This window comes from Rhizobium sp. BK456, assembly GCF_014194045.1.
Lineage (GTDB): Bacteria > Pseudomonadota > Alphaproteobacteria > Rhizobiales > Rhizobiaceae > Rhizobium > Rhizobium redzepovicii.
Genome location: NZ_JACIAO010000006.1, coordinates 178201 through 203766, shown reverse-complemented (window position 1 = coordinate 203766; position 25566 = coordinate 178201). Strand labels below are relative to the sequence as shown.

Sequence of the window (25566 nt, the reverse complement as noted above, 5' to 3'; positions counted from 1 at the left end):
CGTCCGCGCGATCAGAAGAACAGATGTTCGAGCGGGCCGGCCGGCAGCGTCAACTGCAGCAGCTGCGAGAAAATCGCCCAGACGACGAAGCTGAGGACGATGCCAAGCGGCAGCGAGAACCAGAGCTTGCGTTTGCCGAAACCGCGAGCCGTCAGTGCGAAGAGGATGCCGGTGGCAATCGAGAAACCGGCGACACGCAGCAGCAGCATCTGGCCGGCAAGACCAGCGACGATCCAGATGACGGGCGCCACTTCCTGCCGGTCGCGCTCCGGAAACTCGCCGCGCCAGGCTTCGGCGACGGTCCAGACGCCGAGACAGAAGAGGCCGAACGCCACCACTTGAGGCACCGTCGCCGGGCCGATGCGGTCGTATTGCGCGATCGTCTTCAGATGCGAGGCATCCCAGGCCATTACGCCGGCGACGACGAAGAGGAAAACGGCAATGATGAACGCCGCCCAATCAGGGCGGCGTGTGGTTGCCGAGGAGGTGTTATCCTCGCTCATTGAACAAGTCCGATATCTTTGAGAATGCCTTCGGTGGCGGAGACATCCTTTTCGAGCTGCGCCTTGAACGCGTCGCCTGACAGATAGGTGTCGGCCCAGCCCTTGGTCTTCAGAGTTTCCTGCCAGGTGGCCGAGCTATGCAGCTTCTCGAAATCGGCGGTGACGCCTGCCACCTGCTCTGCCGACAAGCCCGGGGCTGCGGCAACCATGCGCCAGTTCTGGATGGTGACGTCGGTGCCGGCTTCCTTCAGCGTCGGGGCATCGACGCCCTCGATGCGCTTGTCGCTGGAGACGGCGAGAAGACGGAGCGTGCCGGATTTCACCTGCGATTCGAACTCGCTGTAGCTCGAGACGCCGGCTGTGACCTGGCCGCCGAGAATGGCGGCGAGCGCTTCACCACCGCCGGAGAAGGCAACGTAGTTGATCTTCGTCGGATCGACGCCGGAAGCCTTGGCGATCAGGCCTACCGTGATGTGGTCGGTGCCGCCGGCCGAACCGCCGCCCCAGGAAACCGCGCCCGGATCCTTCTTCAGCGCCGCAACCAGATCGGCCATCGTCTTGATCTCGGAAGAGGCAGGAACGACGACGGCTTCATATTCACCGGTCAGACGCGCGATCGGCGTGACGTCCTTGAGCGTCACCGGCGACTTGTTGGTGAGGATCGCGCCGACCATGACATAGCCGCCGACGATCAGCGAATTCGGGTTGCCGGCAGCCTGGCTGCTGAACTGTGCCAGACCGATGGTGCCACCGGCGCCCGGAACATTCTGGACCTGCACGTTGCCGGAGATCTTCTCCTGCTGCAGCGCCGTCTGCAGCGAACGGGCCGTCTGGTCCCAGCCGCCGCCGGGCGCAGCCGGCGCGATGATGGTGTAGTCGGCCGCATAGGCCGGCAGCGCGATGGTCGCGGCAAGAAGGGTTGCGATGAACGTGTGCTTCACGATGTGTCCTCCGTGGGCGGCTGAGCAAACCGCCTGTTATTCTCTGGGAATCGGGAGGAACGGCCGGCCAGCGGACGCAAGCGTCCTGAATGACGAGCAGAATACCTCCCAAGGCTTCAGCTCTCCGCCTCCACGGAGAAGAAGTAGCCAAAGCCACCACAACAAGCTGTCATTTAGCTGACATCGGTGAGATATCCAGGAGAAGGGGCCACTTTTTTGCCGTAATTGCCGGGCGCCGGTCTAAACTGGGGTCCTCTGTGTGGACCGGCCGACCCCTGAAACGCTTCACTGCGCCCGCAACACCTCGTTCCAGTGTGCGATCAGCCGCGCCCGTTTCACCTGGTCGAGATAGACCATCAGCCCGGGGCTGACCGGCACCGGCCGCAGTTGGGCGCCGAGCAGTTCCTGCAGCGTATTGGCGGTATTTTCGCCAGCCACCTCGGGGCTGACGGCTGGGATCTGCAGCTCGCGCGCCATGATCGTCTGCCCTTCCCTCGACATGAAGAAGGTGAGATAGCGCCGGCCGAGCTCCGGCTCGGCCGCCGCCTGCGGCACCAGCCCGATCCGCGACATTACCACGGTATAGTCCTTCGGCAGTACGATGCCGACATCCGGATAGCGCGAGGCCCAGTCGGCCGCGTAGGAGCCGAGGATATTGTAGCCGAGCACGAAGCGCCCGTCGGCAACACGCTCCAGGATCGCCGAACTCGTCGAATAGAGCTTGACGCCGGCAGCCCCCATCGCTCCGATCACCGACCAGATATCGCCGAACTGCTCCTGGTCACGCGCCATGAACAGAAAACCGACGCCGGAGCGCTCGATATCGTAGGTGCCGATCCGCCCATAGACCTCGTTGCCCTTGCGGGTCAGGTAACCGACGAATTCCGCCCGCGAGCTCGGCACCGGCTCATGCACAAAACTCGGCTTGTGATAGACGAACACCGCCGGCTCGAAGGTCAGCGCATAGGCGGTGTTGCGCCAGTTCGCCCATTTCGGCCATGCAGCACTCATCGGCAGGTTGCTGACCTGCGCATATCCGTCATTGGACAGCTTCACCTGCAAGTCCATCGCCGAGGAAAAGGCAAAGTCCGCCGTCTTCTTGCCGGCATCCGTCTCACGGACGATCCGGTCGTAGATATCGCCGGTCAGCATGTCCTCGTATTTGACCGCGACGTCGGGATTGGCTTCCTGGAAACCCCGGATCATCGGCTGCGCCAACGGCTCGTCGAGCGAGGAATAAACCGTCAACACCGGCGCATCCGCATTGCCGGATTTCGCCGCATAGAAAGCCTGATCGGCCAGCGCAAAGCCCGGCCAGAACGCCAGCAGCAAGATGAAAACTCTCCTCATGCCGCAACAATGCCTCAGCATGCCGAGGGGAGCAAGGGCGGTGGAGCTAGGCGACGACCCATTCCATCAGCGCATTTTGTGCGTGCAGCAGGAAGGCCTTGGCGGCGCGACTTTGGCAAAGCGATTGCTCCATCGCCTCCGCCGTCACCTCCTGGCCGCGTGTCACCGGTGGACACGGCAGGAAGATCGCATCCTCTGGCAAGCGGTCGAGAATATCGGTCCCGATCCGGTAGCCGGCGAGCGCCTCCGAGACGGAATCCCCCGGCCATGAATCGGTGATGACGACGCCTGCATCCGATAGCTCGCCCATATCGGTGCTCGCGCGAAACCGCTCGTTGAGCAGGGCCGCATCACTTATGTGCCAGCGTTCGGGATAGACCTGCACCACCTTGATCGGCAATGCGATCGACGCCTCGACCCAGGAGCGGAGGATATTTGCGTCCGCCGCCACGCCGACGACCTTCAACCCGTCGATCGAGCCGCGCCGGCTCATAATATAGGCAAGATCACCGAGCGTCTCGCAAGGATGGTTGGAGCGTGTGCGTGCATTGATGACAGGCACCGGCGCGGCTATCGCCACCGCCTTCAATGTGTTAAGCTCCTTCGTGCGGATCACCAGCATGTCGAACCAGTTGCCGAGATAACCCGCAAGATCGCCGGTTTCCTCCCTGGTATTGAAGCCGATCGGCACATGCACGCAGATACCGCCCATCGCCTGGACGCCGAGATCGAAGGCACTCGTATTGCGCCAGCCGCCGTCGTCGACAATCAGCGCGACGCGTTTTCCCGTAAGGCTCTGCGGCATTGCACGCTCATCCCAGGCTTCGGCGAGCTTGCCCGCGCGAGCGACAATCGATCGAAGCCCGGCCTCCGGAATATCATGAAACTCCAGAAAATGCCGGGCCGAACCTGTCATTCAAAATCTCCGTCGCGCACAAACGCCGCCCACAATAGCCGGCGCCGGTCTCGCAGCAACCGCGAATCACATTGTCGACGGTGTTGCATACCCTGGCCATCTTCCTCCCGGCCGTGCACATGGTTCACGCCTCCAAACCGATCAAGGGCCACTCGATCGAATACCGACCCCGAAGCATCGTCCAAAGCACATCACTCCGCTTTCTCCGATTATGATCGCCATTTCACCACAAAGGATTAGCGTCGAACGCCATCCTTCACCCATTCAGAGTATTGATGAAGATCGGCGACGTTATATGGTCGCGCTGCCGTGTCAAACCGTCGAAACCGCCCGAATTTTGTTATTCGTGGGACGACTCTACGCGACAAAAACTCTATAAAAAGCTAGGACTATTCTGGGAAGATCCATGGGAGGGGTCATGGAACGACGACTGAGCGCTATTCTCGCTGCGGATGTCGTTGGCTATAGCCGACTGATGGGCATTGATGAGGCCGGCACGCTGCAGGCGCTGAACCGCCACCGCTGCGAACTGGTCGACATTCGGATTTCGGACTACAAGGGCCGGATCGTCAAACTTACCGGCGACGGCATCCTTGCCGAATTCCAGAGCGTTGTGAATGCCGTCGCCTGTGCTGCCGAAATCCAGCGCAGCATGGCGGCCCGCAACGAGAACGTGCCCAGGGACGAACGCGTCGAATTTCGTATCGGCATCAATCTCGGTGATGTCGTGGTCGAGGACGGCGATATCTTCGGAGACGGCGTCAATCTTGCCGCCAGGCTTGAGCGTATCGCAGCGCCGGGCGGCATCGCCGTCTCGGCCTCGGTACGCGATCAGGTCGGCGCGCGCCTCAATCTCGGCTTCGAGTTCATCGGCGAGCATATGCTCAAGAACATCCGGCAGCCGGTTCAGGTCTATACCGTCACCCTGGCGCCGCCCTCCTCGGCGAAATTGGTCGCGCAGAACCGCAATACCTGCTTCATCGCCGTGCTGCCCTTTACCAATATGAGCGGCGATGCCGACCAGGACTATTTCTCCGACGGCATCACCGAAGACATCATCACCGATCTCTCCAAGATCTCCAGCCTGCACGTGGTGCCGCGCAATACCATCTTCACCTACAAGGGCATATCGGTGAAGGTGAAACGGCTCGCCCAGGAACTTGGCGTGCGCTACGTGCTCGAGGGAAGTGTGCGCATTTTCGGCAATCGCGTTCGCATTTCCGGCCAGCTGATCGACACCGCCAATGGCGATCACCTCTGGGCCGAACGTTACGACCGCGACCTGACCGACATCTTCGCCATCCAGGATGAGATCACCCATGCGATCGTCGGCCAGCTGAAGGTGCGTCTGCTGCCGGAGGAGAAGAAGGCGATCGCCAATGAGCCGACCGCCAATGTCGAGGCCTATACTTATTATCTCCGCGGCCGCCAGCTCTCCCACACCTGGACCAAATCCTATCTCCAGCTCGCAAGGCGGATGTTCTGCAAGGCGGTCGAGCTCGACCCGGATTATGCCCGCGCCTATGCCGGCATCGCCGATTGTGACGCGGCGATCCGCGACTGGGCTCCTGACGACGTGCCGCTGCGGCGCATCCTCGAGATGAGCGCCCGCGCGCTGGCACTTGATCCCGACCTTCCCGAGGCCCATGCCTCTCACGGTCTGGCCCTGCATCAGAGCGGCTTTGATGACAGAGCGGCGGCGGCCTTCGAACGTGCCCTGGCGCTCGACCCGAACCTGTTCGAGGCGAATTTCCATTATGCCCGGTTCTTCTTCATGCACGGCAACTTTGCCGAATCGGTTCAATATTTCACCCGCGCCGCCGCGATCCGCCCTGACGACTACGTCTCGCCGATCCATCTGATGTCGGCCTACCGATCGCTCGGCCGTGTGTTGGATACGGAAAACTGGGCGCGTCTCGGTCTGCTGCGCGCCGAACGCGCGCTAAACCTCAATCCGGAAAATTCCGGCCCGGCCCATCGCGGCGCGCTGGCGCTTGCGCATATGGGCGATACCAAGAGAGCGCGCGACTGGGCCGCCCGCGCCATCGCCATCGATCCCGACGACATCGTCGCGCAGTATAATCTCGCCTGCGTCTATTCCGTCCTCGGCGATGTCGACCAGGCGATCGATCTCCTTGAGAGGCTGCTGCCGCACAGCTCCGTCTACCACATCAAATGGTTCAACAATGATTCCGATCTCGACAACATCCGCGACGATCCCCGCTTCCGGAGACTACTGGCCGCCGCAATGATGCAGCGCGAACGGATCGAAAGGACCGGGAGCTGAAATCGGCTTTCCCACGGCCGTTCACCAATCTTCAAAATCGCTGTGACATCGCTCCCTCACCTCTGTAATCTCCCTTGAAAAACAGGGGACATCCGTGCGCATCCTGCTTACCGAAGACAATATCGCGCTGGCCGACGGCCTGTCGGCGATCTTGCGCGGCACGGGCCATGCCGTCGATGTCGTCCATGACGGCGCATCCGCCAATGCGGTCATCGCCGCGGAAAATTTCGATCTTGTCATTCTCGACCTCAACCTGCCCGAGATGGACGGGCTCGACGTGTTGCGTGCCATGCGCGCCCGGCAGAACCAGGCGGCCGTCCTTATCCTGACCGCGCGCGGCACGCCGGAAGAACGGGTGAAGGGCCTCGATCTCGGCGCCGACGACTATCTGATCAAACCTTTCGACATAGCTGAATTCGAGGCCCGCGTGCGCGTGCTTCTGCGCCGCCAGGCGGGCCTGCGCTCGGCGACCGTCAGTTTTGGCGGCATCTCCTTCGATCTCAATTCCCGCGCTTTTTCGGCCGGCGCCACACCGCTCGATATTCCCGCCCGCGAGCTCGGGCTGCTCGAAATTCTTTTCATGCGGGCCGGCAAGGTCGTCGCCAAGGAAGCGATCATTCAGTCGTTGACGGCCTTCGACGACGACATTTCCTCGAACGCCATCGAGCAATATGTCAGCCGCCTGAGGAAACGTCTCTCGCCGCACGGCCTGACGGTCAAGACCGCCCGCGGCATCGGCTATTATCTCGACAAGCTCCCTGAGGCCTCATGAGATCAGCCTATTCCCTCAGGCGCCGGCTTCTCTTCTGGCTGCTCGTCTCCACGGCCGTCATCGGCACGCTGGCGCTTGCCGATACCTATCGCGAGGCTGTGCAGACCTCGAACATCGTCTCCGACCGTGTTCTCGCCGGCTCGGCGCTGGCGATCGCCGAACGTGTCGTCGTTGCCGAGGACGGCTCGCTGCAGGTCGATATCCCCTATGTCGCGCTTGAAATGCTGACCTCGGCCGCGCAGGACCGCGTCTTCTACCGCGTCGACGGTCCGCCGGGCAAATTCATCACCGGCTACCAGTCGCTGCCGGTCCTAAAGAAAACGCCAGCCAATGCTGCCGCTTTCGCCGACGACACCTTCCGCGGCGAGCCGATCCGCGTCGCCACGCTCGAACGCTCCGCCTCGACAGGCATTCGCTCCGTGCCCTTCGTGGTGACGGTCGCCGAAACCACGATCGCCCGACGGCAGTTGGCGCAAGCGATCCTCGTGCGCTCGGCACTGCGCCTCGCCTTCATGATCGCCGGTGCCGCCGTCATCGTCTGGATCTCGGTCACCGTGGCTCTGCGCCCGCTCTACAAACTCGGCGATGCCATCGGCGAACGCAGCCCCGATGACCTGCACCCGATCGAGCAGACCGTGCCGAGCGAGGTCGAGCCGCTGGTCGATACGGTGAACAGCTTCATGGTCCGCCTGCAATCGGCGCTCGATGCGCTGCGCCATTTCACCGGCAATGCCAGCCATCAGCTGCGCACGCCCCTGGCGATCATCCGCACTCAGCTCGCCCTTTCCGCCCGCGCCGGCTCGCTTACGGAGGCCCAGGCGGCAGCGCTGAAGGGGGATCAGGCCGTGGCGCATGCCGAACGCATCCTCGCGCAGCTTCTGCTGATGGCAAAGATCGACGCCGCTACCGCCAAGGAGGCGCTGACCGCCTCCGCCATCGATCTTGCCGCCATCGCCCAGGAAATCACCGGCGAGCAGATCCCGACCGCTGCCGTCGCCGGTATCGATCTCGGCTTCGAGGGCGAGAGCCCGGCGATGATCCGCGCCGAACCGTTGCTGATCGGCGAAATGCTGCGCAACCTTGCCGGAAATGCCATCGCCTATGCCGGCAAAGGGGCGGAGGTCACCGTCCGCATCATTGCAGCCACGGAGACGATCCGCCTCGAAGTCGAGGACAACGGCCCCGGTATTCCCCGCAATAAACTGGAGGCAGTGCGCGGGCGTTTTTCGCGCGGCAATCAAACTGGTGCGCAAGGCACTGGCCTCGGCCTGCCGATCGTCGAGGAAATCGCCAATCTTTTCAACGCCGACCTGACGCTGGAGCCAGGCCTGAACGGAAAGGGTCTGAAGGCGGTCGTCACCTTTGCCAAGGCGGCTTAAAAGCCTTCTGCCCTCCTTGCTTTATTTCGCTGCATTGCACACACTGATGTCGGGAACAGCAAGCCGCACGACGATGCGAGCCGGATAAAAAGAGAAATATGTCGATCAAAGCCAGTATCTATCATCTGACGCATTACACTTATGACAAGCCGGTCCGCCTCGGCCCCCAGATCATCCGGCTGAAACCTGCCTCGCATTCGAAGACGAGGGTGCTCAGCCACTCGCTGAAGGTCACGCCTTCAAACCACTTCGTGAACCTGCAGCAGGACCCCTACGGCAATTACCTCGCCCGCTACGTTTTCCCGGACCCGGTGACCGAGTTCAAGATCGAGGTCGATCTCGTCGCCGACATGACGGTCTATAATCCCTTCGACTTCTTCGTCGAGGAAGAGGCGACCAAATGGCCCTTCGGCTATCCGGAAACGATCCAAGAAGATCTGTCGATCTATATGACGCCGGAACCGGCCGGCCCGCGGCTGAAGGCGCTGCTGCCGACGCTCGACTGGTCGCCCGGCCAGCCGACGGTCGATATGATCGTCGGGTTGAATGCCCGCCTGCAGCGGCAGATCGGCTATGTCATCCGCATGGAAACCGGCGTGCAGACGCCAGAGGAAACCCTGGAAAGTGCCAAGGGCTCCTGCCGCGACACCAGCTGGCTGCTCGTCCAGATCCTTCGTCATCTCGGCCTGGCCGCCCGCTTCGTCTCCGGCTATCTCATCCAGCTGACGCCAGATCTGAAGGCGCTCGACGGCCCCTCCGGCACCGAAGTCGATTTCACCGACCTGCATGCCTGGGCCGAGGTCTATCTGCCCGGCGCCGGCTGGGTCGGCCTCGATCCGACCTCCGGCCTGTTGACCGGCGAAAGCCACATCCCGCTTGCCGCCACCCCGCATTACCGCAATGCCGCTCCGATCTCCGGCGGTTATTTCGGCGAGGCCGAAACCGAATTCGCCTTCGACATGAAGGTGTCGCGCGTCGCCGAACATCCGCGCATCACCAAGCCTTTCTCCGACGAAAGCTGGGAGGAGCTCAACGAACTCGGCGAGACGGTCGACCGTGTCCTCGAGGCCGAGGACGTGCACCTGACGATGGGCGGCGAGCCGACCTTTGTTTCGATCGATGATTTCCAGTCCGAAGAATGGAACACCGCCGCCGTTGGCCCGACCAAGCGCGAAAAGGCCGACAGCCTGATCCGCAGGCTGCAGGAACGCTTCGCCCCCGGCGGCTTCCTGCATTACGGCCAGGGCAAATGGTATCCGGGCGAAAGCCTGCCGCGCTGGACATTCTCGCTCTACTGGCGTCGCGACGGCAAGCCGGTCTGGCAGAACCTCGATCTGGTCGCGGCCGAAGGCAAGGATACCGGCGTTACCGCCGAGGATGCCGAGAAACTGCTGACGGCAATCGCAAGAGAACTGGCGATCAAGCCCGACATGGTGCAGCCGGCCTACGAGGATCCAGCCGACTGGATCATCAAGGAAGGCAATCTTCCCGAAAACGTCGATCCGGCGAATTCGAAGCTGAAGGATCCCGAAGAGCGTAACCGCATCGCCCGGGTCTTTGCCCGCGGCCTTACCGTCGCCACAGGTTACGTCCTCCCGGTTCAGGCATGGAACGCCAAGGCGGCCGAAAGCCGCGTCTGGATCAGCGAGAAATGGCGCAGCCGCCGCGGCCGGATCTTCCTCGTCCCGGGCGACAGCCCGATCGGTTACCGCCTACCGCTCGGCACCCTGCCTTATGTTCCCCCGGCACGTTATCCCTATATCCACCCTGCCGATCCGACGATCCCGCGCGGACCGCTGCCCGATGTCTTCGTGCCGGCTGGCCGCGCCATGCCGGAAGCCTCCTTCCAGGCTGGCGAGAGCAATCGCGGCCGGATCGAACAGACGCTCGGTGAGATCGGCGGCGCCGTGCGCACCGCCATGTCGGTCGAGCCGCGCGACGGCAGGCTCTGCGTCTTCATGCCACCGGTCGAGCGCATCGAGGATTATCTGGAGTTGATCGCCGCGGCCGAAAACGCTGCGGCCGAACTTAAGCTTCCCGTTCATATCGAAGGCTACTCGCCGCCGCCGGACGAGCGTATCAACGTCATCCGCGTCGCTCCGGATCCCGGCGTCATCGAGGTCAACATTCATCCGGCCTCGAATTGGAAGGAATGCGTCGACATCACCACTGCGGTCTATGAGGAGGCGCGGGCCACCCGGCTCGGCGCTGACAAGTTCATGATCGACGGCCGTCATACCGGCACCGGCGGCGGCAACCATGTCGTCGTCGGCAGCGCCAATCCGAACAACAGCCCGTTCCTCCGCCGTCCCGACCTCTTGAAGAGCGTCGTCCTCCACTGGCAGCGCCACCCTTCGCTGTCCTACCTCTTCTCCGGCATGTTCATCGGCCCGACCAGCCAGGCGCCGCGCATCGACGAGGCCCGTCACGACAGCTTGTACGAGCTGGAGATCGCCATGGCGCAGATCGCTGCCCCCGGTCGCGGCCAGCAGCCGCTTCCCTGGCTGGTCGACCGGCTGTTCCGCAACCTTTTGACGGATGTCACCGGCAACACCCACCGCGCCGAGATCTGCATCGACAAGCTGTTTTCGCCCGACGGCCCGACCGGAAGGCTCGGCCTCATCGAGTTCCGCGGCTTCGAGATGCCGCCGAACGCTCGCATGTCGCTTGCCCAGCAATTGCTGGTGCGCGCGCTGATCGCCCGCTTCTGGATCAACCCGGTCGACGGCAAGTTCGTCCGCTGGGGCACGACCCTGCACGACCGCTTTATGCTGCCGCACTTCGTCTGGGCCGATTTCCTCGACGTGCTTGCCGACCTTCGCGAAAACGGCTTCGACGTCAGCCCGGAATGGTTCAAGGCCCAGCTCGAATTCCGCTTCCCCTTCTGCGGCGAAGTCGAATACGAGGGCTCGAAACTGGAACTGCGCCAGGCACTGGAGCCTTGGCACGTCATGGGCGAAGAAGGCGCGCCGGGCGGCACCGTCCGCTATGTCGACTCGTCCGTCGAACGGCTTCAGGTGCGGCTCGAAACCAGCAATACGGCGCGTTATACCGTCACCTGCAATGGCCGCACGCTGCCGCTGACGCCGACCGGCACGGCGGGCGTGTCGGTCGCCGGCGTCCGTTACAAGGCCTGGCAGCCGGCCTCCGGTCTGCATCCTGTGCTGCCGATCAACACGCCTTTGACTTTTGACATTTATGATACATGGTCGAAGCGTTCGATCGGCGGCTGCATCTATCATGTTGCCCATCCGGGCGGCCGGACCTATGACACCTTCCCGGTCAACGGCAACGAGGCGGAAGCAAGGCGGCTCGCCCGCTTCGAGCCGTGGGGACATACGGCGGGCGGTTATATCCCGCGCGCCGAGACGAGCTCGCTGGAATTCCCGCTGACGCTGGATCTGCGGCGGCCCGCTGGAATTTGATGCCGGGGTTGGGGGATAGCTTGGGTTTTGATGGGTAAGAGGCCGGCAATAGAGCGCAGGGAAGAGACGGAGGACCGCACCGGCAAACGTGCGGCCTTCGACTATGCGCCGCTTCCCGGCACCGCCGACGAGATGGTTGACAACAAAGGCAGGGTCCGCCCGGTCTGGCAGCATTTCCTCTCGCATCTGAGCGCAATGCCGGAAAAGGATCTTGCCGAGCGATTTGCTCGCGCCGACCGCTACCTCAGAGACGCCGGTGTCTTCTACCGTGCCTATGGCAGCAAGGGCACCGGCGAACGCGCCTGGCCGATCTCCCATATCCCGGTACTGATCGACGAGCGAGAATGGCAGACGCTGTCGGCCGGCCTCGTCCAGCGCGCCGACCTGCTGGAGGCGATCGTCGCCGACATCTACGGCGACAACCGGCTGGTGGAGGAAGGCGTCCTGCCGCCGGCGCTGATGGCCGCCAATCCCGAATTCCAACGTCCGCTTGCCGGCATCCGGCCGGCCTCCGGTCATTATCTGCACTTCTGCGCCTTCGAGATCGGCCGCGGGCCGGATGGCAATTGGTGGGTGCTGGCCGACAGGACGCAGGCGCCATCAGGCGCCGGCTTCGCGCTGGAAAGCCGCGTCGCGACCACCCGTGCCTTCTCGGATATCTATGCCGAAACGCCGGTCCACCGCCTCGCCTCGTTCTTCGGCGCCTTCCGCGATGCGCTGCAGGGAATGAAACATTCTGGCGACGACCGCATCGCCGTGCTGACGCCCGGCCCCGCCAACGAGACCTATTACGAACACGCCTATATCGCCCGCTATCTCGGCTTCATGCTGCTCGAGGGTGAGGATCTCACCGTCGTCAAGGGCCGCGTCATGGTGCGCACCGTCGCCGGCCTGAAGCCGATCGGCGTGCTCTGGCGCCGTCTCGATTCGGCCTTTGCCGACCCGCTCGAGCTGAACCAGAATTCGCATATCGGCACGCCCGGCCTCGTCGAAGCGCTGCGCGCCGAAAGCGTCACCATCGTCAATGCGCTCGGTACCGGCGTTCTCGAGACAAGGGCGCTGCTGGCCTTCATGCCGACCATCTGTCGCCGTCTGCTGGGGCAGGATCTGCAGCTGCCCTCGATCGCCACCTGGTGGTGCGGCCAGGAGGAAGAGCGCGAGCACGTCGCCAAGAATATCGAGAAGATGGTGATCGGCCCGGCCTATTCCCGCGCCCCCTTCTTCGACGATGACGGCGAATCCGTGCTCGGATCGTCGCTGCGGGCGACCGCCAAGGATTCCATCACCGACTGGCTGAGTTCGGACGGCCCGAAACTGGTGGGACAGGAGGTGGTGACGCTCTCGACGACGCCCGCCTGGGTGGACGGCAAGCTGGTGCCGCGGCCGATGTCGCTGCGCGTCTTCGCCGCCCGCACGGCGAACGGCTGGCAGATCATGCCCGGCGGCTTTGCCCGGATCGGCTCCGGCGCCGATGTCGCGGCGATCGCCATGCAGTCGGGCGGCGCGGCCGCTGACGTCTGGATCGTCAGCGACAAGCCGGTCGAGCGCCACACGCTGCTCCCGGCCGAGGGCAGCTTTACCCGCAACATGCCGGGCAGCCTGCCGAGCCGGGCGGCCGACAATCTGTTCTGGCTCGGCCGCTACATCGAGCGCGCCGAAGGGGCGCTGCGCATCCTGCGCGCCTGGCATGCGCGTTACGCCGAAGCCGCCGATCCGAGCCAGCCATTGCTCGCCGACGTCTCCGCCTATCTCTCAGCCGTCGATATCGACACCGCAGAACCCGTGCCGGAAACGCTGCTGCGCAACATCGACAGCGCCGTTTATTCGGCCAGCAATATTCGCGACCGTTTTTCGCCGGATGGCTGGCTGGCGCTCAACGATCTCGCCAAGACCGCCCGCCGCTTCCATGTCACCGTCGCAGCCGGCGACGACGCCAGCCACGCGATGACGATCCTTCTGCGCAAGCTTGCGGGCTTTGCCGGCCTTGTGCACGAGAACATGTACCGTTTCATGGGCTGGCGCTTCCTCTCGCTCGGCCGCTATATCGAGCGCGGCCTGCACATGACCCGGCTGCTCGGCCACATGTCCGGCCCGGAAGCGCCCGACGGCGCGCTCGACATGCTGCTCGAAATCGGCGACAGCGTCATGACCCACCGCCGCCGCTACAACGTCAACACGGCGCGGCTGACCGTCACCGACCTGCTGGCGCTCGATCCCCTCAACCCCCGCTCGGTCCTCTTCCAGGTCAACGAGATCCACCACGAGGTCGAGCAACTGCCGAACGCCTTGATCAACGGCCAGATGTCGCCCTTCTACCGTGAGGCGATGCGGCTTCATTCGGGCCTGGCGGTGATGACGCCGGAGGGCATGGGGCCAGAGGTCTATCAGCGGCTCGAACGCGAATTGGAGCAGCTTTCCGATCTGCTCGCTCAAACCTATCTCGGGTGACGGCGATGCTTTACGATCTTTCGCTGCGCATGGGTTACAGCTACGACGTGCCGGCCTCCGGCGCTCGCCACATCATGCGCCTGATGCCGCTGTCGCTGACCAACAGGCAGCGCCTGGTCGCCGGCTCGATCACAATTTCGCCGACGCCGGACGAGCAGTCGCATTTCGTCGATTTCTTCGATCATCCCGCAACCGCCTTCATGCTGCGGGCGCCGCACGAGACGCTCGACATTCGCATGCAGGCCCGCGTGCAGGTGGAAAGCCAGCCGATCGCCGCCGATTTTTCGCCGCTGCTGGCCGACTTGCCGGAGGAACTGTCAGGCGTCTGGTCGCTGGCGGCGGATTCGCCGCACCACTTTCTCGGCGAAAGCCCGCGCCTGACCCAGGCGCGCGAGATCAGCGACTTTGCCCGAAGCTGCGCCATGCCCGATCTGACGGCGATGCAAATCGCCTACGCGATCTGTGCCCGCATCCACAAGGATTTCACCTACGACGCCGACGCGACGACAGTCGACACGACGCCGCTTGAGGCATTTAGGTTGAAGCGCGGCGTCTGCCAGGATTTCACCCACATCATGATCCTGGGGCTGCGAAGCCTCGGCATTCCGGCCGGCTATGTCTCGGGTTTCCTGCGCACCATCCCGCCGCCCGGCAAGGAACGCCTCGAAGGGGCGGATGCCATGCATGCCTGGGTCAGGATCTGGTGCGGCCAGACGATCGGCTGGATCGAACTCGACCCGACCAATAACATCCCCGCCGGCACCGACCACATCGTCGTTGCCTACGGCCGCGACTATTCCGACGTCGTTCCCGTCATCGGCGTGTTGAAGAGTTATGGCGGCCAGCGCGCCGTCCAGGCCGTCGACGTAATCCCGCTGAAATAATCCCAAAACTGGAAAAATCCGCCGATTTATTAGAATTTTATTGAGGTGGTAAGTCAGGCGTAAAGAAGCAGTGTGCGTTAATCACCTCACAGAGTTTCCAGTTGGGTGAACATGATGAGCACCTCCTTTTTGCATCTCTGCCTGCGTCGCATGTTCAGCGATCGAGGCGGCAACTTCGGTATCATGACTGCGATTATGGCGCCGGTTCTCCTCGGGGTTGCCGGCGTAGCGATCCAGGTCGGGGATATGATGCTCTCGAAGCAGCAGTTGCAGGAGGCCGCCGATTCAGCGGCGCTGGCGACCGCTACGGCGCTAGCGAACGGCACGATCCAAACGTCGCAAGCCGAGGCCTTCGCGCAGAATTTCGTCGCCGGCCAGATGGCGAATTACGTGCAGAGCGGCGTCGATATCAAGAGCGGGACGAGCGTCAATGTGCAGACAAGCACATCGGGCAAATCGACATCCTACCAGGTAACGGTTTCACCGAGTTACGACCTTACGGTCAATCCGCTCATGCAGGCGGTCGGCTTCAAGACGCAGCATCTCTCGACCTCCGGCACGACGGTCGGCGGGCACTCACAGACCCAAGGCTCGATCTCGATGTTTCTCGCGCTCGATAAATCAGGATCGATGGGGGAGGCTACCGCAACCGTCAATGCGGACGACCCAACGGAATCGTACACCTACGATTGCAACCTCCATTACAATAGCAAGAATAATAAGTGGGTTTACGACAAATGCACCGGCAGCCGCACAAATTACTACACCAAGATCGAGGCGCTTAAGATCGCCGCCGGCAATCTCTTCGGCCAACTGAACAGCGCCGATCCCAATGCGGAGTACGTGCGCACCGGCGCCGTGTCCTATGATATCAACCAATACACTCCGAGCAATCTCGCCTGGGGAACCACCGGTGTTACCAGCTATGTCAACGCACTTCAGGCGAATGGCGGCACGAATTCGAGCGGCGCAATGAGCACCGCCTATTCGTCCCTGACCGCGAAGAATGCTGCGGGGAACGACGCCGAAGACTCCGCCCACAAGCTGAAGACCGGGCAAACACCCAAAAAGTACATCGTCTTCATGACGGACGGCGACAATAACGACGATAGCAGCGGCGGCCGTTCATATGATACGCTGACCAAGGCAACATGCGACACGGCCAAATCCAAGGGCATCGAGATCTATACGATCGCCTTCATGGCCCCGGCGGGGGGACAAACGCTGCTGCATTATTGCGCCTCCGATGACTCCCACTATTTCCAGGCGGAAAAAATGGAAGACCTGCTCGCCGCGTTCAAAGCGATCGGAGCGAAGGCCTCTGCTCAGATGACACGTCTGACGAACTGATTAAGGCCCGGGAAACGTAAAACGAAAAGCCGCGCCGGAACAAACCGGCGCGGCTTTTCGTTATCGCTGTCCCACCCATCTGATCGGGAAAAGCGATTGAAATCAATCCCCTTGAGCCGGGTGAATACGAAGGTTTCGCAAATTTTTCGTTTGTCCAAATCCTTTGTTGCAAGTGCTTAGTAACGATGCATAAACTGTCGTCGGCACAAGCGACAAATTGATTGAATCAGGGATAACATCCTGAAACCAAATTAAAATTGGCGAGACCTGACAATGAACACCGTTTCCAAGCCGATTATCCCCTCCCCCGCCCCGCGCAGCTCGAAGCCGGAAATTCTCGCCGAAGAAATTATCGAGCGCCTGACCTACCGCATCGGCAAGGATGCCAAGGTGGCAAAGCCGCATGACTGGCTGACGGCGACGATCCTGGTGGTGCGCGACCGCATTATCGACAGATGGATGGCCTCTACCCGCGAGGTGTATGCGACCGGCGCCAAGCGCGTCTATTATCTTTCCCTGGAATTCCTGATCGGCCGCCTGATGCGAGACGCCGTCTCGAACCTCGGCCTGATGGAGGAGGTGCGCGATGCGCTTTCCTCGCTCGGCGTTGACGTCAACGTCATTGCCGGCCTGGAACCCGATGCCGCCCTCGGCAATGGCGGCCTCGGCCGCCTGGCTGCCTGTTTCATGGAGAGCATGGCAACGGTCGACGTACCCGCTTACGGCTACGGCATCCGCTATGTGCACGGGCTGTTCCGGCAGCAACTGGCCGACGGCTGGCAGGTGGAGCTGCCGGAAAACTGGCTCGCCCACGGCAATCCCTGGGAGTTCGAGCGCCGCGAAAGCGCCTATGAAATTGGTTTCGGCGGCGCCGTCGAATTCATCACTACCCATGACGACCAGCCGCGCTACGTCTGGAAACCGGCCGAGCGCGTCATCGCCGCCGCCTTCGACACGCCGGCCGTCGGCTGGCGCGGCAAGCGCGTCAACACGCTGCGTCTCTGGTCGGCGCAGCCGATCGATCCGATCCTGCTCGATGCCTTCAACGCCGGCGACCACATCGGAGCGCTGCGCGAAAGCAACAAGGCCGAAAGCCTGACCCGGGTTCTCTATCCCGCCGACGCGACCCCGGCCGGCCAGGAACTGCGCCTGCGCCAGGAGTTCTTCTTCTCGTCGGCCTCGCTGCAGGACATCCTGCGCCGCCATCTGCAGCAATATGACGATTTCACCTCGCTGCCGGACAAGGTGGCGATCCAGCTGAACGATACCCATCCGGCCGTCTCGGTGGCCGAACTCGTACGTCTGCTCTGCGACGTGCACGGCATGGATTTCGACCAGGCCTGGGAAATCACCCGCCATACCTTCTCCTACACCAACCACACGCTTCTGCCGGAAGCGCTGGAAAGCTGGGCGGTACCGCTGTTCGAGCGTCTGCTGCCGCGCCACATGCAAATCATCTATGCAATCAACGCCAAGATTCTGATCGACGCGCGCAAGGGCAAGAACTTCTCCGATGGGGAAATCCGCTCGATCTCGCTGATCGATGAAAGTGGCGACCGCCGCGTGCGCATGGGCAACCTTGCTTTCGTCGGCTCGCATTCGATCAACGGCGTCTCCGCCCTTCACACCGACCTGATGAAGGTCACGGTCTTTGCCGACCTGCACAAGCTGTATCCCGACCGCATCAACAACAAGACCAATGGCATCACCCCGCGTCGCTGGCTGCAGCAGTGCAATCCAGGTCTCACCGGCCTGATCCGCGAGGCGATCGGCGACGAATTCCTAGACGATGCCGAGAAGCTAAGGCCGCTCGAGGCGCATGCTTCGGATCCGAGCTTCCAGCAGAAGTTTGCAGCGGTGAAGCGCGCCAACAAGATGGCGCTGTCCAACCTCGTCGCCAGCCGCATGGGCGTCAAGCTCGATCCATCGGCGATGTTCGACATCCAGATCAAGCGCATCCACGAATACAAGCGCCAGCTTTTGAACATCATCGAGGCCGTCGCGCTCTACGACCAGATCCGCTCGCATCCCGAACTCGACTGGGTGCCGCGCGTGAAACTCTTCGCCGGCAAGGCGGCGCCGAGTTATTACAACGCCAAACTGATCATCAAGCTGATCAACGACGTCGCCCGCACGATCAACAACGATCCGTCGGTGCGCGGCCTGCTGAAGGTCGTCTTCGTGCCGAATTACAATGTCTCGCTCGCCGAAGTCATGGTGCCCGCCGCCGACCTCTCCGAACAGATCTCGACCGCCGGCATGGAAGCATCCGGTACCGGCAACATGAAGTTCGGCCTCAACGGTGCGCTCACCATCGGCACGCTCGATGGCGCCAATGTCGAGATGCGCGACAATGTCGGCGAGGACAACATCGTCATCTTCGGCCTGAAGGCCGACGAGGTCGCCAAGGTCCGCAGCGATGGCCACAATCCCCGCGCCATCATCGAGGGCTCGCGCGAACTCGCTCAGGCGCTCGCCGCCATCGGCTCCGGCGTTTTCTCGCCCGATGACCGCAACCGTTACACCTCGCTGATCGACGGCATCTATTCGCACGACTGGTTCATGGTCGCGGCCGATTTCGACGCCTACGCCCAGGCCCAGCGCGAGGTCGATCAGATCTGGACCAACCAGTCCGCCTGGTACACCAAGACGATCAACAACACGGCGCGGATGGGCTGGTTCTCGTCCGACCGTACGATCAGGCAATATGCAGACGAAATCTGGAGAGCCGGATGAAAACGCCGAAAACCGTCCCTGAAGTAAAGCTTTCCTGGGAAATTTCGGCAGATGAAATCGCGGCGATCCTTGCCGGCTCGCATTCCAATCCCTTTGCCGTTCTAGGGGTGCACCAGGCAGGCGACGCCTTCGTCGCTCGCTGTTTCATCCCGGGCGCGGAGGAAGTCACCGCCATGACGCTCGACGGCAGCGTCATCGGCGAATTGAAACAGCTCCATGCCGACGGCTTCTTCGCCGGCCCGGTTTCCCTCACCAAGCTCCAGCCGGTGCGTTACCGCGCCCGGCGCGGCGATGCCGAATGGGCTGTCACCGACCCCTACAGCTTCGGTCCGGTGCTCGGGCCGATGGACGATTATTTCGCCCGCCAGGGCTCGCACCTGCGCCTGTTCGACAAGATGGGCGCCCACCTCATCAAGCATGACGGCGCCCAGGGCATCCACTTCGCCGTCTGGGCCCCGAATGCGCAGCGCGTTTCCGTCGTCGGCGATTTCAACAATTGGGACGGCCGCCGCCACGTCATGCGCTTCCGCTCCGACAGCGGCATCTGGGAAATCTTTGCCCCTGACGTGCCGATCGGCGTTGCCTACAAATTCGAGATCCGCGGCCAGGACGGCGTGTTGCTGCCGCTGAAGGCCGATCCCTTCGCCCGCCGCAGCGAGCTCCGACCAAAAACCGCTTCGATCGCCGCCGCCGATTTGGAACAGGAGTGGGAAGACGAAGCCCATCTGAAGCACTGGCGCGAAACCGACAAACGCCGCCAGCCGATCTCGATCTACGAGGTGCATGCCGGCTCATGGCGGCGCCGCGACGATGGCACGATGCTGTCCTGGGACGAGCTCGCCTCCAGCCTCATCCCCTATTGCGCCGACATGGGCTTCACCCATATCGAATTCCTGCCGATCACCGAGTACCCCTATGACCCCTCCTGGGGTTATCAGACGACAGGCCTCTACGCGCCGACCGCCCGGTTCGGCGAGCCGGAAGGTTTCGCCCGTTTCGTCAACGGCTGCCACAAGGTCGGCATCGGCGTCATCCTCGACTGGGTGCCGGCGCATTTCCCGACCGACGAGCACGGCCTCGGCTGGTTCGACGGCACGGCGCTCTACGAGCACGAAGATCCGCGCAAGGGCTTCCACCCGGACTGGAGCACGGCGATCTACAATTTCGGCCGGACCGAAGTCGTTTCCTATCTCGTCAACAACGCGCTTTACTGGGCCGAGAAATTCCATCTCGACGGTCTGCGCGTCGACGCCGTCGCCTCGATGCTCTACCTCGATTACTCCCGCAAGCACGGCGAATGGATCCCGAACGAATATGGCGGCAACGAGAACCTCGAAGCGGTCCGCTTCCTGCAGGACCTCAACACCCGCATCTACGGCAATCATTCCAATGTTATGACCATCGCCGAGGAATCGACCTCCTGGCCGAAGGTCTCCCAGCCCGTGCATGAAGGCGGTCTCGGCTTCGGCTTCAAGTGGAACATGGGCTTCATGCATGACACGCTGAGCTATATGAGCCGCGATCCGATATACCGCGGACACCATCACAACGAACTCACCTTCGGCCTGCTCTACGCCTATTCGGAAAATTTCGTCCTGCCGCTCTCGCATGATGAGGTTGTCCATGGCAAGGGCTCGCTGATCGCCAAGATGCCGGGCGACGACTGGCAGAAATTCGCCAATCTGCGCGCCTACTACGCCTATATGTGGGGCTATCCCGGCAAGAAGCTGCTGTTCATGGGCCAGGAATTCGCCCAGTGGAGCGAGTGGAGCGAGGCGAAATCGCTCGACTGGAACCTGCTGCAATACCGCATGCATGAGGGCATGCGGCGCCTGGTGCGCGACCTCAACTTCACCTACCGCAGCAAGCCGGCGCTGCATGAGCGTGACTGCGAGGGCGAGGGATTTGAATGGCTGGTCGCCGACGACCACCAGAATTCCGTCTTTGCCTGGCTGCGCAAGGCGCCGGGCCAGAAACCGGTCGCCGTCATCACCAATTTCACCCCCGTCTATCGCGAGAACTATACGATCCGCCTGCCGTCCGCAGGCCGCTGGCGGGAAATCCTGAACACCGATGCCGACATCTACGGCGGCAGCGGCAAGGGCAATGGCGGGCGCGTGCAGGCCGTCGATGCCGGCGGCAACATCACCTGCTCGATCACCTTGCCGCCCTTGGCGACAATCATGCTTGAACCTGAAAATTAGTGACTGGTGGGAGGAGAAAATGGTAGAAAAGCGTGTTCAGCCACTTGCCCGCGATGCAATGGCTTATGTTCTGGCCGGCGGCAGGGGGAGCCGTCTCAAGGAACTGACCGACCGGCGTGCCAAGCCTGCCGTCTATTTCGGCGGCAAGGCCCGCATTATCGATTTCGCCCTGTCGAACGCCCTGAACTCAGGCATCCGACGCATCGGCGTTGCCACGCAATACAAGGCGCATTCGCTGATCCGCCATATGCAGCGCGGCTGGAATTTCTTCCGCCCAGAGCGTAACGAGAGCTTCGACATCCTGCCTGCCAGCCAGCGCGTCTCGGAAACGCAGTGGTATGAAGGCACCGCCGACGCCGTCTACCAGAACATCGACATCATCGAGGATTACGGTGTCGAATACATGGTCATTCTCGCCGGCGACCATGTCTACAAGATGGACTATGAGTGGATGCTGCAGCAGCATGTCGATTCCGGCGCCGACGTCACCATCGGCTGCCTGGAAGTGCCGCGCATGGAGGCGGTGGGCTTCGGCGTCATGCATGTCAACGACAAGGACGAGATCATCGCCTTCGTCGAGAAGCCGGCCGATCCGCCGCCCATTCCCGACAAGCCGGATTTCGCTCTCGCCTCGATGGGCATCTACGTCTTCCACACCAAGTTCCTGCTCGACGCGCTGCGCCGCGACGCTGCCGATCCGAACTCCAGCCGCGACTTCGGCAAGGACATCATCCCCTATATCGTCAAGAATGGTAAGGCGGTCGCCCACCGCTTCGCCAAATCCTGCGTCCGCTCCGATTTCGAGCACGAGCCCTACTGGCGCGACGTCGGCACGATCGATGCCTATTGGCAGGCCAATATCGACCTGACGGCGATCGTTCCCGAACTCGACATCTACGACAAGTCCTGGCCGATCTGGACCTATGCCGAGATCACCCCGCCGGCGAAATTCGTCCATGACGACGAGGATCGCCGCGGCTCGGCCACCTCCTCCGTTGTCTCCGGCGATTGCATCATCTCCGGCGCCAGCCTCAACAACAGCCTGCTCTTTACCGGCGTCAGGGCCAACTCCTTCTCCAAACTGGAAGGCGCGGTCATCCTGCCGAACGTCAAGATCGGCCGGCGGGCGCAGCTCAAGAATGTGGTGATCGACCATGGCGTCGTCATTCCGGAAGGCCTGGTCGTCGGAGAGGATCCCAAACTCGACGCCAAACGCTTCCGGCGGACGGAAAGCGGCATCTGCCTGATCACCCAACCGATGATCGACAAGCTGGATATCTGACTTATGAAAGTTCTTTCGGTTTCGTCCGAAGTCTTCCCTTTGATCAAGACAGGGGGCCTGGCCGATGTGTCAGGCGCCCTGCCGATTGCTCTTAAAGCCTTCGGGGTCGAGACCAAGACCCTTCTGCCTGGCTATCCCGCCGTCATGAAGGTCATTCGCGACCCGATCGTCAGGCTCGAATTCCCCGACCTGCTCGGCGAGCCGGCTGCTGTGCTTGAGGTCCAGCATGAGGGCCTCGATCTGCTCGTCCTCGATGCGCCGGCCTATTACGACAGGCCGGGCGGCCCCTATGTCGATCCGCTCGGCAAGGACTATCCCGATAATTGGCGGCGCTTCGCCGCGCTGTCGCTCGCCGCCTCCGAGATCGCTGCCGGACTCCTGCCCGGCTGGCGGCCGGATCTCGTCCACACCCACGACTGGCAGGCGGCGCTGACCTCGGTCTATATGCGCTACTATCCGACGCCGGAACTGCCGAGCGTGCTGACCATCCACAACATCGCTTTCCAAGGCCAGTTCGGTCCCGAGATCTTTCCCGGCCTGCGCCTGCCAGCCCATGCCTTCGCCACCGACAGCATCGAATATTACGGCACCATCGGCTACCTCAAGGGCGGCCTGCAGACCGCCCACGCGATCACCACGGTCAGCCCGACCTATGCCGACGAGATTCTGACGCCGGAATTCGGCATGGGCCTCGAGGGCGTCATCGCCAGCCACATCGACAATCTGCACGGCATCGTCAACGGCATCGATACGGATATCTGGAACCCGGCGACCGATCCCGTCGTCCACACCCATTATGGCCCGACGACGCTGAAGAACCGCGAGGAGAACCGCCGTTCGATCGCCGAATTCTTCCATCTCGACAATGACGACGCCCCGATTTTCTGCGTCATCAGCCGCCTGACCTGGCAGAAGGGCATGGATATCGTCGCCAATGTCGCCGACGAAATCGTCGCCATGGGCGGCAAGCTCGTCGTGCTCGGCTCCGGAGAAGCCGCACTTGAAGGCGCACTGCTTGCCTCTGCCAGCCGCCATCCCGGCCGCATCGGCGTCTCGATCGGCTATAACGAGCCGATGTCGCACCTGATGCAGGCCGGCTGCGATGCCATCATCATCCCGTCGCGTTTCGAACCCTGCGGCCTCACCCAGCTTTACGGCCTACGTTACGGCTGCGTGCCGATCGTCGCCCGCACGGGCGGGCTGAACGACACGGTGATCGACGCCAATCACGCCGCACTTGCGGCGAAAGTGGCAACCGGCATACAATTCTCACCCGTGACGGAAGCGGGCATGCTACAGGCAATCCGCCGTGCGATGCATTTTTACGCGGACCGAAAACTCTGGACCCAATTGCAAAAGCAAGGCATGAAATCGGATGTCTCCTGGGAGAAGAGCGCCGAACGCTACGCTGCCCTCTATTCAAGCCTCGTCTCGAAAGGCATGTGAACTAAAATGAACAAGTCCGTACCCACCACGCCCTATCTGGACCAGAAACCCGGCACGTCGGGTCTGCGCAAGAAGGTTCCGGTCTTCCAGCAGCCGAATTATGCCGAGAACTTCATCCAGTCGATCTTCGATTCGCTGGAAGGTTATCAGGGCAAGTGCCTCGTCATCGGCGGCGACGGACGCTACTACAATCGCGAAGTCATTCAGAAGGCCATCAAGATGGCCGCCGCCAACGGCTTCGGCAAGGTCATGGTCGGCAAGGGCGGCATCCTGTCGACGCCAGCCGCTTCCCACATCATCCGCAAGTACAAGGCTTTCGGCGGCATCATTCTCTCAGCCAGCCACAATCCCGGCGGCCCGACCGAAGACTTCGGCATCAAATACAACATCAACAATGGCGGCCCGGCGCCGGAAAAGATCACCGACGCGATGTATGCGCGCTCGAAGACGATCGACAGCTACAAGATCGCCGATTTCGCCGACGTCAATCTCGACCGCATCGGCAAGGACGAGCTGCCGGGCGGCATGATCCTCTCGGTCATCGACCCGGTCGAGGACTATGCCGCGCTGATGGAAGAGCTGTTCGATTTCGGCGCCATCCGCAATCTGATCAGCCTCGGCTTCCGCATTGCCTTCGACGGGATGAGCGCCGTCACTGGCCCCTATGCCAAGGAAATTTTCGAAAATCGCCTCGGCGCTCCCCTGGGTTCGGTGCGCAATTTCATGCCGCTGCCGGATTTCGGCGGTCATCACCCGGACCCGAACCCGGTTCACTGCAAGGAACTCTTCGATGAGATGATGGGCGATGACGCGCCCGATTTCGGCGCTGCTTCCGACGGCGACGGCGACCGCAACCTGATCATCGGCCGCGGCATTTTCGTCACCCCTTCCGACAGCCTGGCGATCCTTGCCGCCAACGCCAATCTCGCTCCCGGTTATTCCGGCGGCCTGGCCGGCATCGCCCGCTCGATGCCGACATCGGGCGCCGCCGACCGCGTCGCCGAAAAGCGCGGCATCGGCATGTACGAAACGCCGACCGGCTGGAAATTCTTCGGCAATCTGCTCGACGCCGGCATGGCGACGATCTGCGGTGAGGAAAGCTCCGGCACCGGCTCTAGTCACGTCCGCGAAAAGGACGGCCTGTGGGCCGTGCTGCTCTGGCTGAACATCCTTGCCGTCCGTGGCGAGAGCGTCGCCGATATCGTCACCCAGCACTGGCAGACCTATGGCCGTAACTATTATTCGCGCCATGACTACGAAGGTCTCGACACCGATGCGGCGAACGGCCTGGTGGACAACCTCCGCAGCCAGCTATCCACTCTGCCCGGCAAGAGCTTCGGAAGCCTGAAGGTCGAAAAGGCCGACGACTTCGCCTATCACGATCCGATCGACAAATCGGTGAGCGAGCATCAGGGTGTGCGCGTGCTCTTTGCCGGCGGCTCCCGCGTCGTCTTCCGCCTGTCCGGCACCGGCACGTCTGGCGCAACCTTGCGTGTTTATGTCGAGCGCTACGAGCCGGATTCGACTCGCCACAACATCGAAACGCAGGAAGCGCTCGCCGATCTGATCGCGGCCGCCGAAAGCATTGCCAGCATTCGTGAACGCACGGGACGCGATGCGCCAACCGTGATCACCTGATCCGG

16 protein-coding genes are annotated in these 25566 nt (G+C 62.3%); 12 read left to right on the top strand and 4 right to left on the bottom strand.

What is annotated here, in order from left to right; all coding sequences use genetic code 11:
* Nucleotides 1-11: 11 nt before the first annotated feature.
* The 4 genes from FHX03_RS18740 to FHX03_RS18725 all read right to left on the bottom strand — a co-directional run bounded on the left by FHX03_RS18740 (nucleotide 12) and on the right by FHX03_RS18725 (nucleotide 3710).
* Nucleotides 12-503: a tripartite tricarboxylate transporter TctB family protein gene (locus tag FHX03_RS18740; RefSeq protein WP_012558939.1), complete on the bottom strand. Its 492-nt coding sequence runs from the start codon at nucleotides 501-503 to the stop codon at nucleotides 12-14.
* Complete coding sequence (locus FHX03_RS18735) at nucleotides 500-1444, bottom strand: Bug family tripartite tricarboxylate transporter substrate binding protein (RefSeq protein ID WP_183854932.1); 945 nt, start codon at nucleotides 1442-1444, stop codon at nucleotides 500-502. The genes FHX03_RS18740 and FHX03_RS18735 overlap by 4 nt, the downstream gene beginning before the upstream one ends.
* Before the next feature lie 285 nt (nucleotides 1445-1729).
* Complete coding sequence (locus FHX03_RS18730; RefSeq protein ID WP_097628739.1) at nucleotides 1730-2776, bottom strand: ABC transporter substrate-binding protein; 1047 nt, start codon at nucleotides 2774-2776, stop codon at nucleotides 1730-1732.
* A gap of 64 nt (nucleotides 2777-2840) precedes the next feature.
* The gene (locus FHX03_RS18725; protein WP_183854930.1) at nucleotides 2841-3710 is read right to left on the bottom strand and encodes an ornithine carbamoyltransferase; all 870 of its coding nucleotides are present in this window, start codon (nucleotides 3708-3710) and stop codon (nucleotides 2841-2843) included.
* A gap of 418 nt (nucleotides 3711-4128) precedes the next feature.
* On the opposite strand from FHX03_RS18725, the gene FHX03_RS18720 reads away from it, so the two are divergent.
* From FHX03_RS18720 to FHX03_RS18665, 12 genes are all read left to right on the top strand, one after another.
* On the top strand, nucleotides 4129-5997 hold the full coding sequence (locus FHX03_RS18720) for an adenylate/guanylate cyclase domain-containing protein (protein ID WP_183854929.1): 1869 nt from the start codon (nucleotides 4129-4131) through the stop codon (nucleotides 5995-5997).
* 94 nt (nucleotides 5998-6091) lie between these two features.
* Entirely contained in the window at nucleotides 6092-6769 is a 678-nt protein-coding gene (locus FHX03_RS18715) for a response regulator transcription factor (RefSeq protein ID WP_054184216.1), read from the top strand.
* A complete protein-coding gene (locus FHX03_RS18710; RefSeq protein ID WP_097628736.1) occupies nucleotides 6766-8148 on the top strand; it encodes a sensor histidine kinase in 1383 nt (460 codons plus the stop codon). Before FHX03_RS18715 ends, FHX03_RS18710 begins: the two co-directional genes overlap by 4 nt.
* Before the next feature lie 98 nt (nucleotides 8149-8246).
* A complete protein-coding gene (locus FHX03_RS18705; protein ID WP_183854927.1) occupies nucleotides 8247-11573 on the top strand; it encodes a DUF2126 domain-containing protein in 3327 nt (1108 codons plus the stop codon).
* Nucleotides 11574-11603: 30 nt separating this feature from the next.
* Nucleotides 11604-14021 (top strand): circularly permuted type 2 ATP-grasp protein, encoded by a 2418-nt coding sequence (locus FHX03_RS18700; protein WP_097628734.1) that lies wholly within the window; start codon nucleotides 11604-11606, stop codon nucleotides 14019-14021.
* 5 nt (nucleotides 14022-14026) lie between these two features.
* Nucleotides 14027-14905 carry a transglutaminase domain-containing protein gene (locus FHX03_RS18695; protein ID WP_183778613.1) on the top strand — a complete coding sequence of 293 codons (879 nt, stop codon included), beginning with the start codon at nucleotides 14027-14029 and terminating at the stop codon, nucleotides 14903-14905.
* 114 nt (nucleotides 14906-15019) lie between these two features.
* Nucleotides 15020-16255, top strand: coding sequence for a TadE/TadG family type IV pilus assembly protein (locus tag FHX03_RS18690; RefSeq protein WP_183778960.1), 1236 nt, complete (start codon nucleotides 15020-15022; stop codon nucleotides 16253-16255).
* 273 nt (nucleotides 16256-16528) lie between these two features.
* A complete protein-coding gene (locus FHX03_RS18685; RefSeq protein WP_183778611.1) occupies nucleotides 16529-18991 on the top strand; it encodes a glycogen/starch/alpha-glucan phosphorylase in 2463 nt (820 codons plus the stop codon).
* A complete protein-coding gene (glgB, locus tag FHX03_RS18680) occupies nucleotides 18988-21195 on the top strand; it encodes a 1,4-alpha-glucan branching protein GlgB (RefSeq protein WP_183854925.1) in 2208 nt (735 codons plus the stop codon). Before FHX03_RS18685 ends, glgB begins: the two co-directional genes overlap by 4 nt.
* 19 nt (nucleotides 21196-21214) lie before the next feature.
* Nucleotides 21215-22477 (top strand): glucose-1-phosphate adenylyltransferase, encoded by a 1263-nt coding sequence (glgC, locus tag FHX03_RS18675; RefSeq protein WP_097628730.1) that lies wholly within the window; start codon nucleotides 21215-21217, stop codon nucleotides 22475-22477.
* A gap of 3 nt (nucleotides 22478-22480) precedes the next feature.
* The gene (glgA, locus tag FHX03_RS18670; RefSeq protein ID WP_097628729.1) at nucleotides 22481-23923 is read left to right on the top strand and encodes a glycogen synthase GlgA; all 1443 of its coding nucleotides are present in this window, start codon (nucleotides 22481-22483) and stop codon (nucleotides 23921-23923) included.
* 6 nt (nucleotides 23924-23929) lie between these two features.
* Nucleotides 23930-25561 (top strand): alpha-D-glucose phosphate-specific phosphoglucomutase, encoded by a 1632-nt coding sequence (locus FHX03_RS18665; RefSeq protein ID WP_183854923.1) that lies wholly within the window; start codon nucleotides 23930-23932, stop codon nucleotides 25559-25561.
* Nucleotides 25562-25566 lie beyond the last annotated feature (5 nt).

Bases quoted from the DNA above. Each gene is read 5' to 3' on its own strand.
- FHX03_RS18705 (WP_183854927.1), top strand. From the start codon at position 8,247: ATGTCGATCAAAGCCAGTATCTATCATCTGACGCATTACACTTATGAC.
- glgB (WP_183854925.1), top strand. From the start codon at position 18,988: ATGAAAACGCCGAAAACCGTCCCTGAAGTAAAGCTTTCCTGGGAAATT.
- glgA (WP_097628729.1), top strand. From the start codon at position 22,481: ATGAAAGTTCTTTCGGTTTCGTCCGAAGTCTTCCCTTTGATCAAGACA.
- FHX03_RS18720 (WP_183854929.1), top strand. From the start codon at position 4,129: ATGGAACGACGACTGAGCGCTATTCTCGCTGCGGATGTCGTTGGCTAT.
- FHX03_RS18725 (WP_183854930.1), bottom strand. From the start codon at position 3,710: ATGACAGGTTCGGCCCGGCATTTTCTGGAGTTTCATGATATTCCGGAG.
- FHX03_RS18665 (WP_183854923.1), top strand. From the start codon at position 23,930: ATGAACAAGTCCGTACCCACCACGCCCTATCTGGACCAGAAACCCGGC.
- FHX03_RS18740 (WP_012558939.1), bottom strand. From the start codon at position 503: ATGAGCGAGGATAACACCTCCTCGGCAACCACACGCCGCCCTGATTGG.
- FHX03_RS18690 (WP_183778960.1), top strand. From the start codon at position 15,020: ATGAGCACCTCCTTTTTGCATCTCTGCCTGCGTCGCATGTTCAGCGAT.
- glgC (WP_097628730.1), top strand. From the start codon at position 21,215: ATGGTAGAAAAGCGTGTTCAGCCACTTGCCCGCGATGCAATGGCTTAT.
- FHX03_RS18710 (WP_097628736.1), top strand. From the start codon at position 6,766: ATGAGATCAGCCTATTCCCTCAGGCGCCGGCTTCTCTTCTGGCTGCTC.
- FHX03_RS18685 (WP_183778611.1), top strand. From the start codon at position 16,529: ATGAACACCGTTTCCAAGCCGATTATCCCCTCCCCCGCCCCGCGCAGC.
- FHX03_RS18695 (WP_183778613.1), top strand. From the start codon at position 14,027: ATGCTTTACGATCTTTCGCTGCGCATGGGTTACAGCTACGACGTGCCG.
- FHX03_RS18700 (WP_097628734.1), top strand. From the start codon at position 11,604: ATGGGTAAGAGGCCGGCAATAGAGCGCAGGGAAGAGACGGAGGACCGC.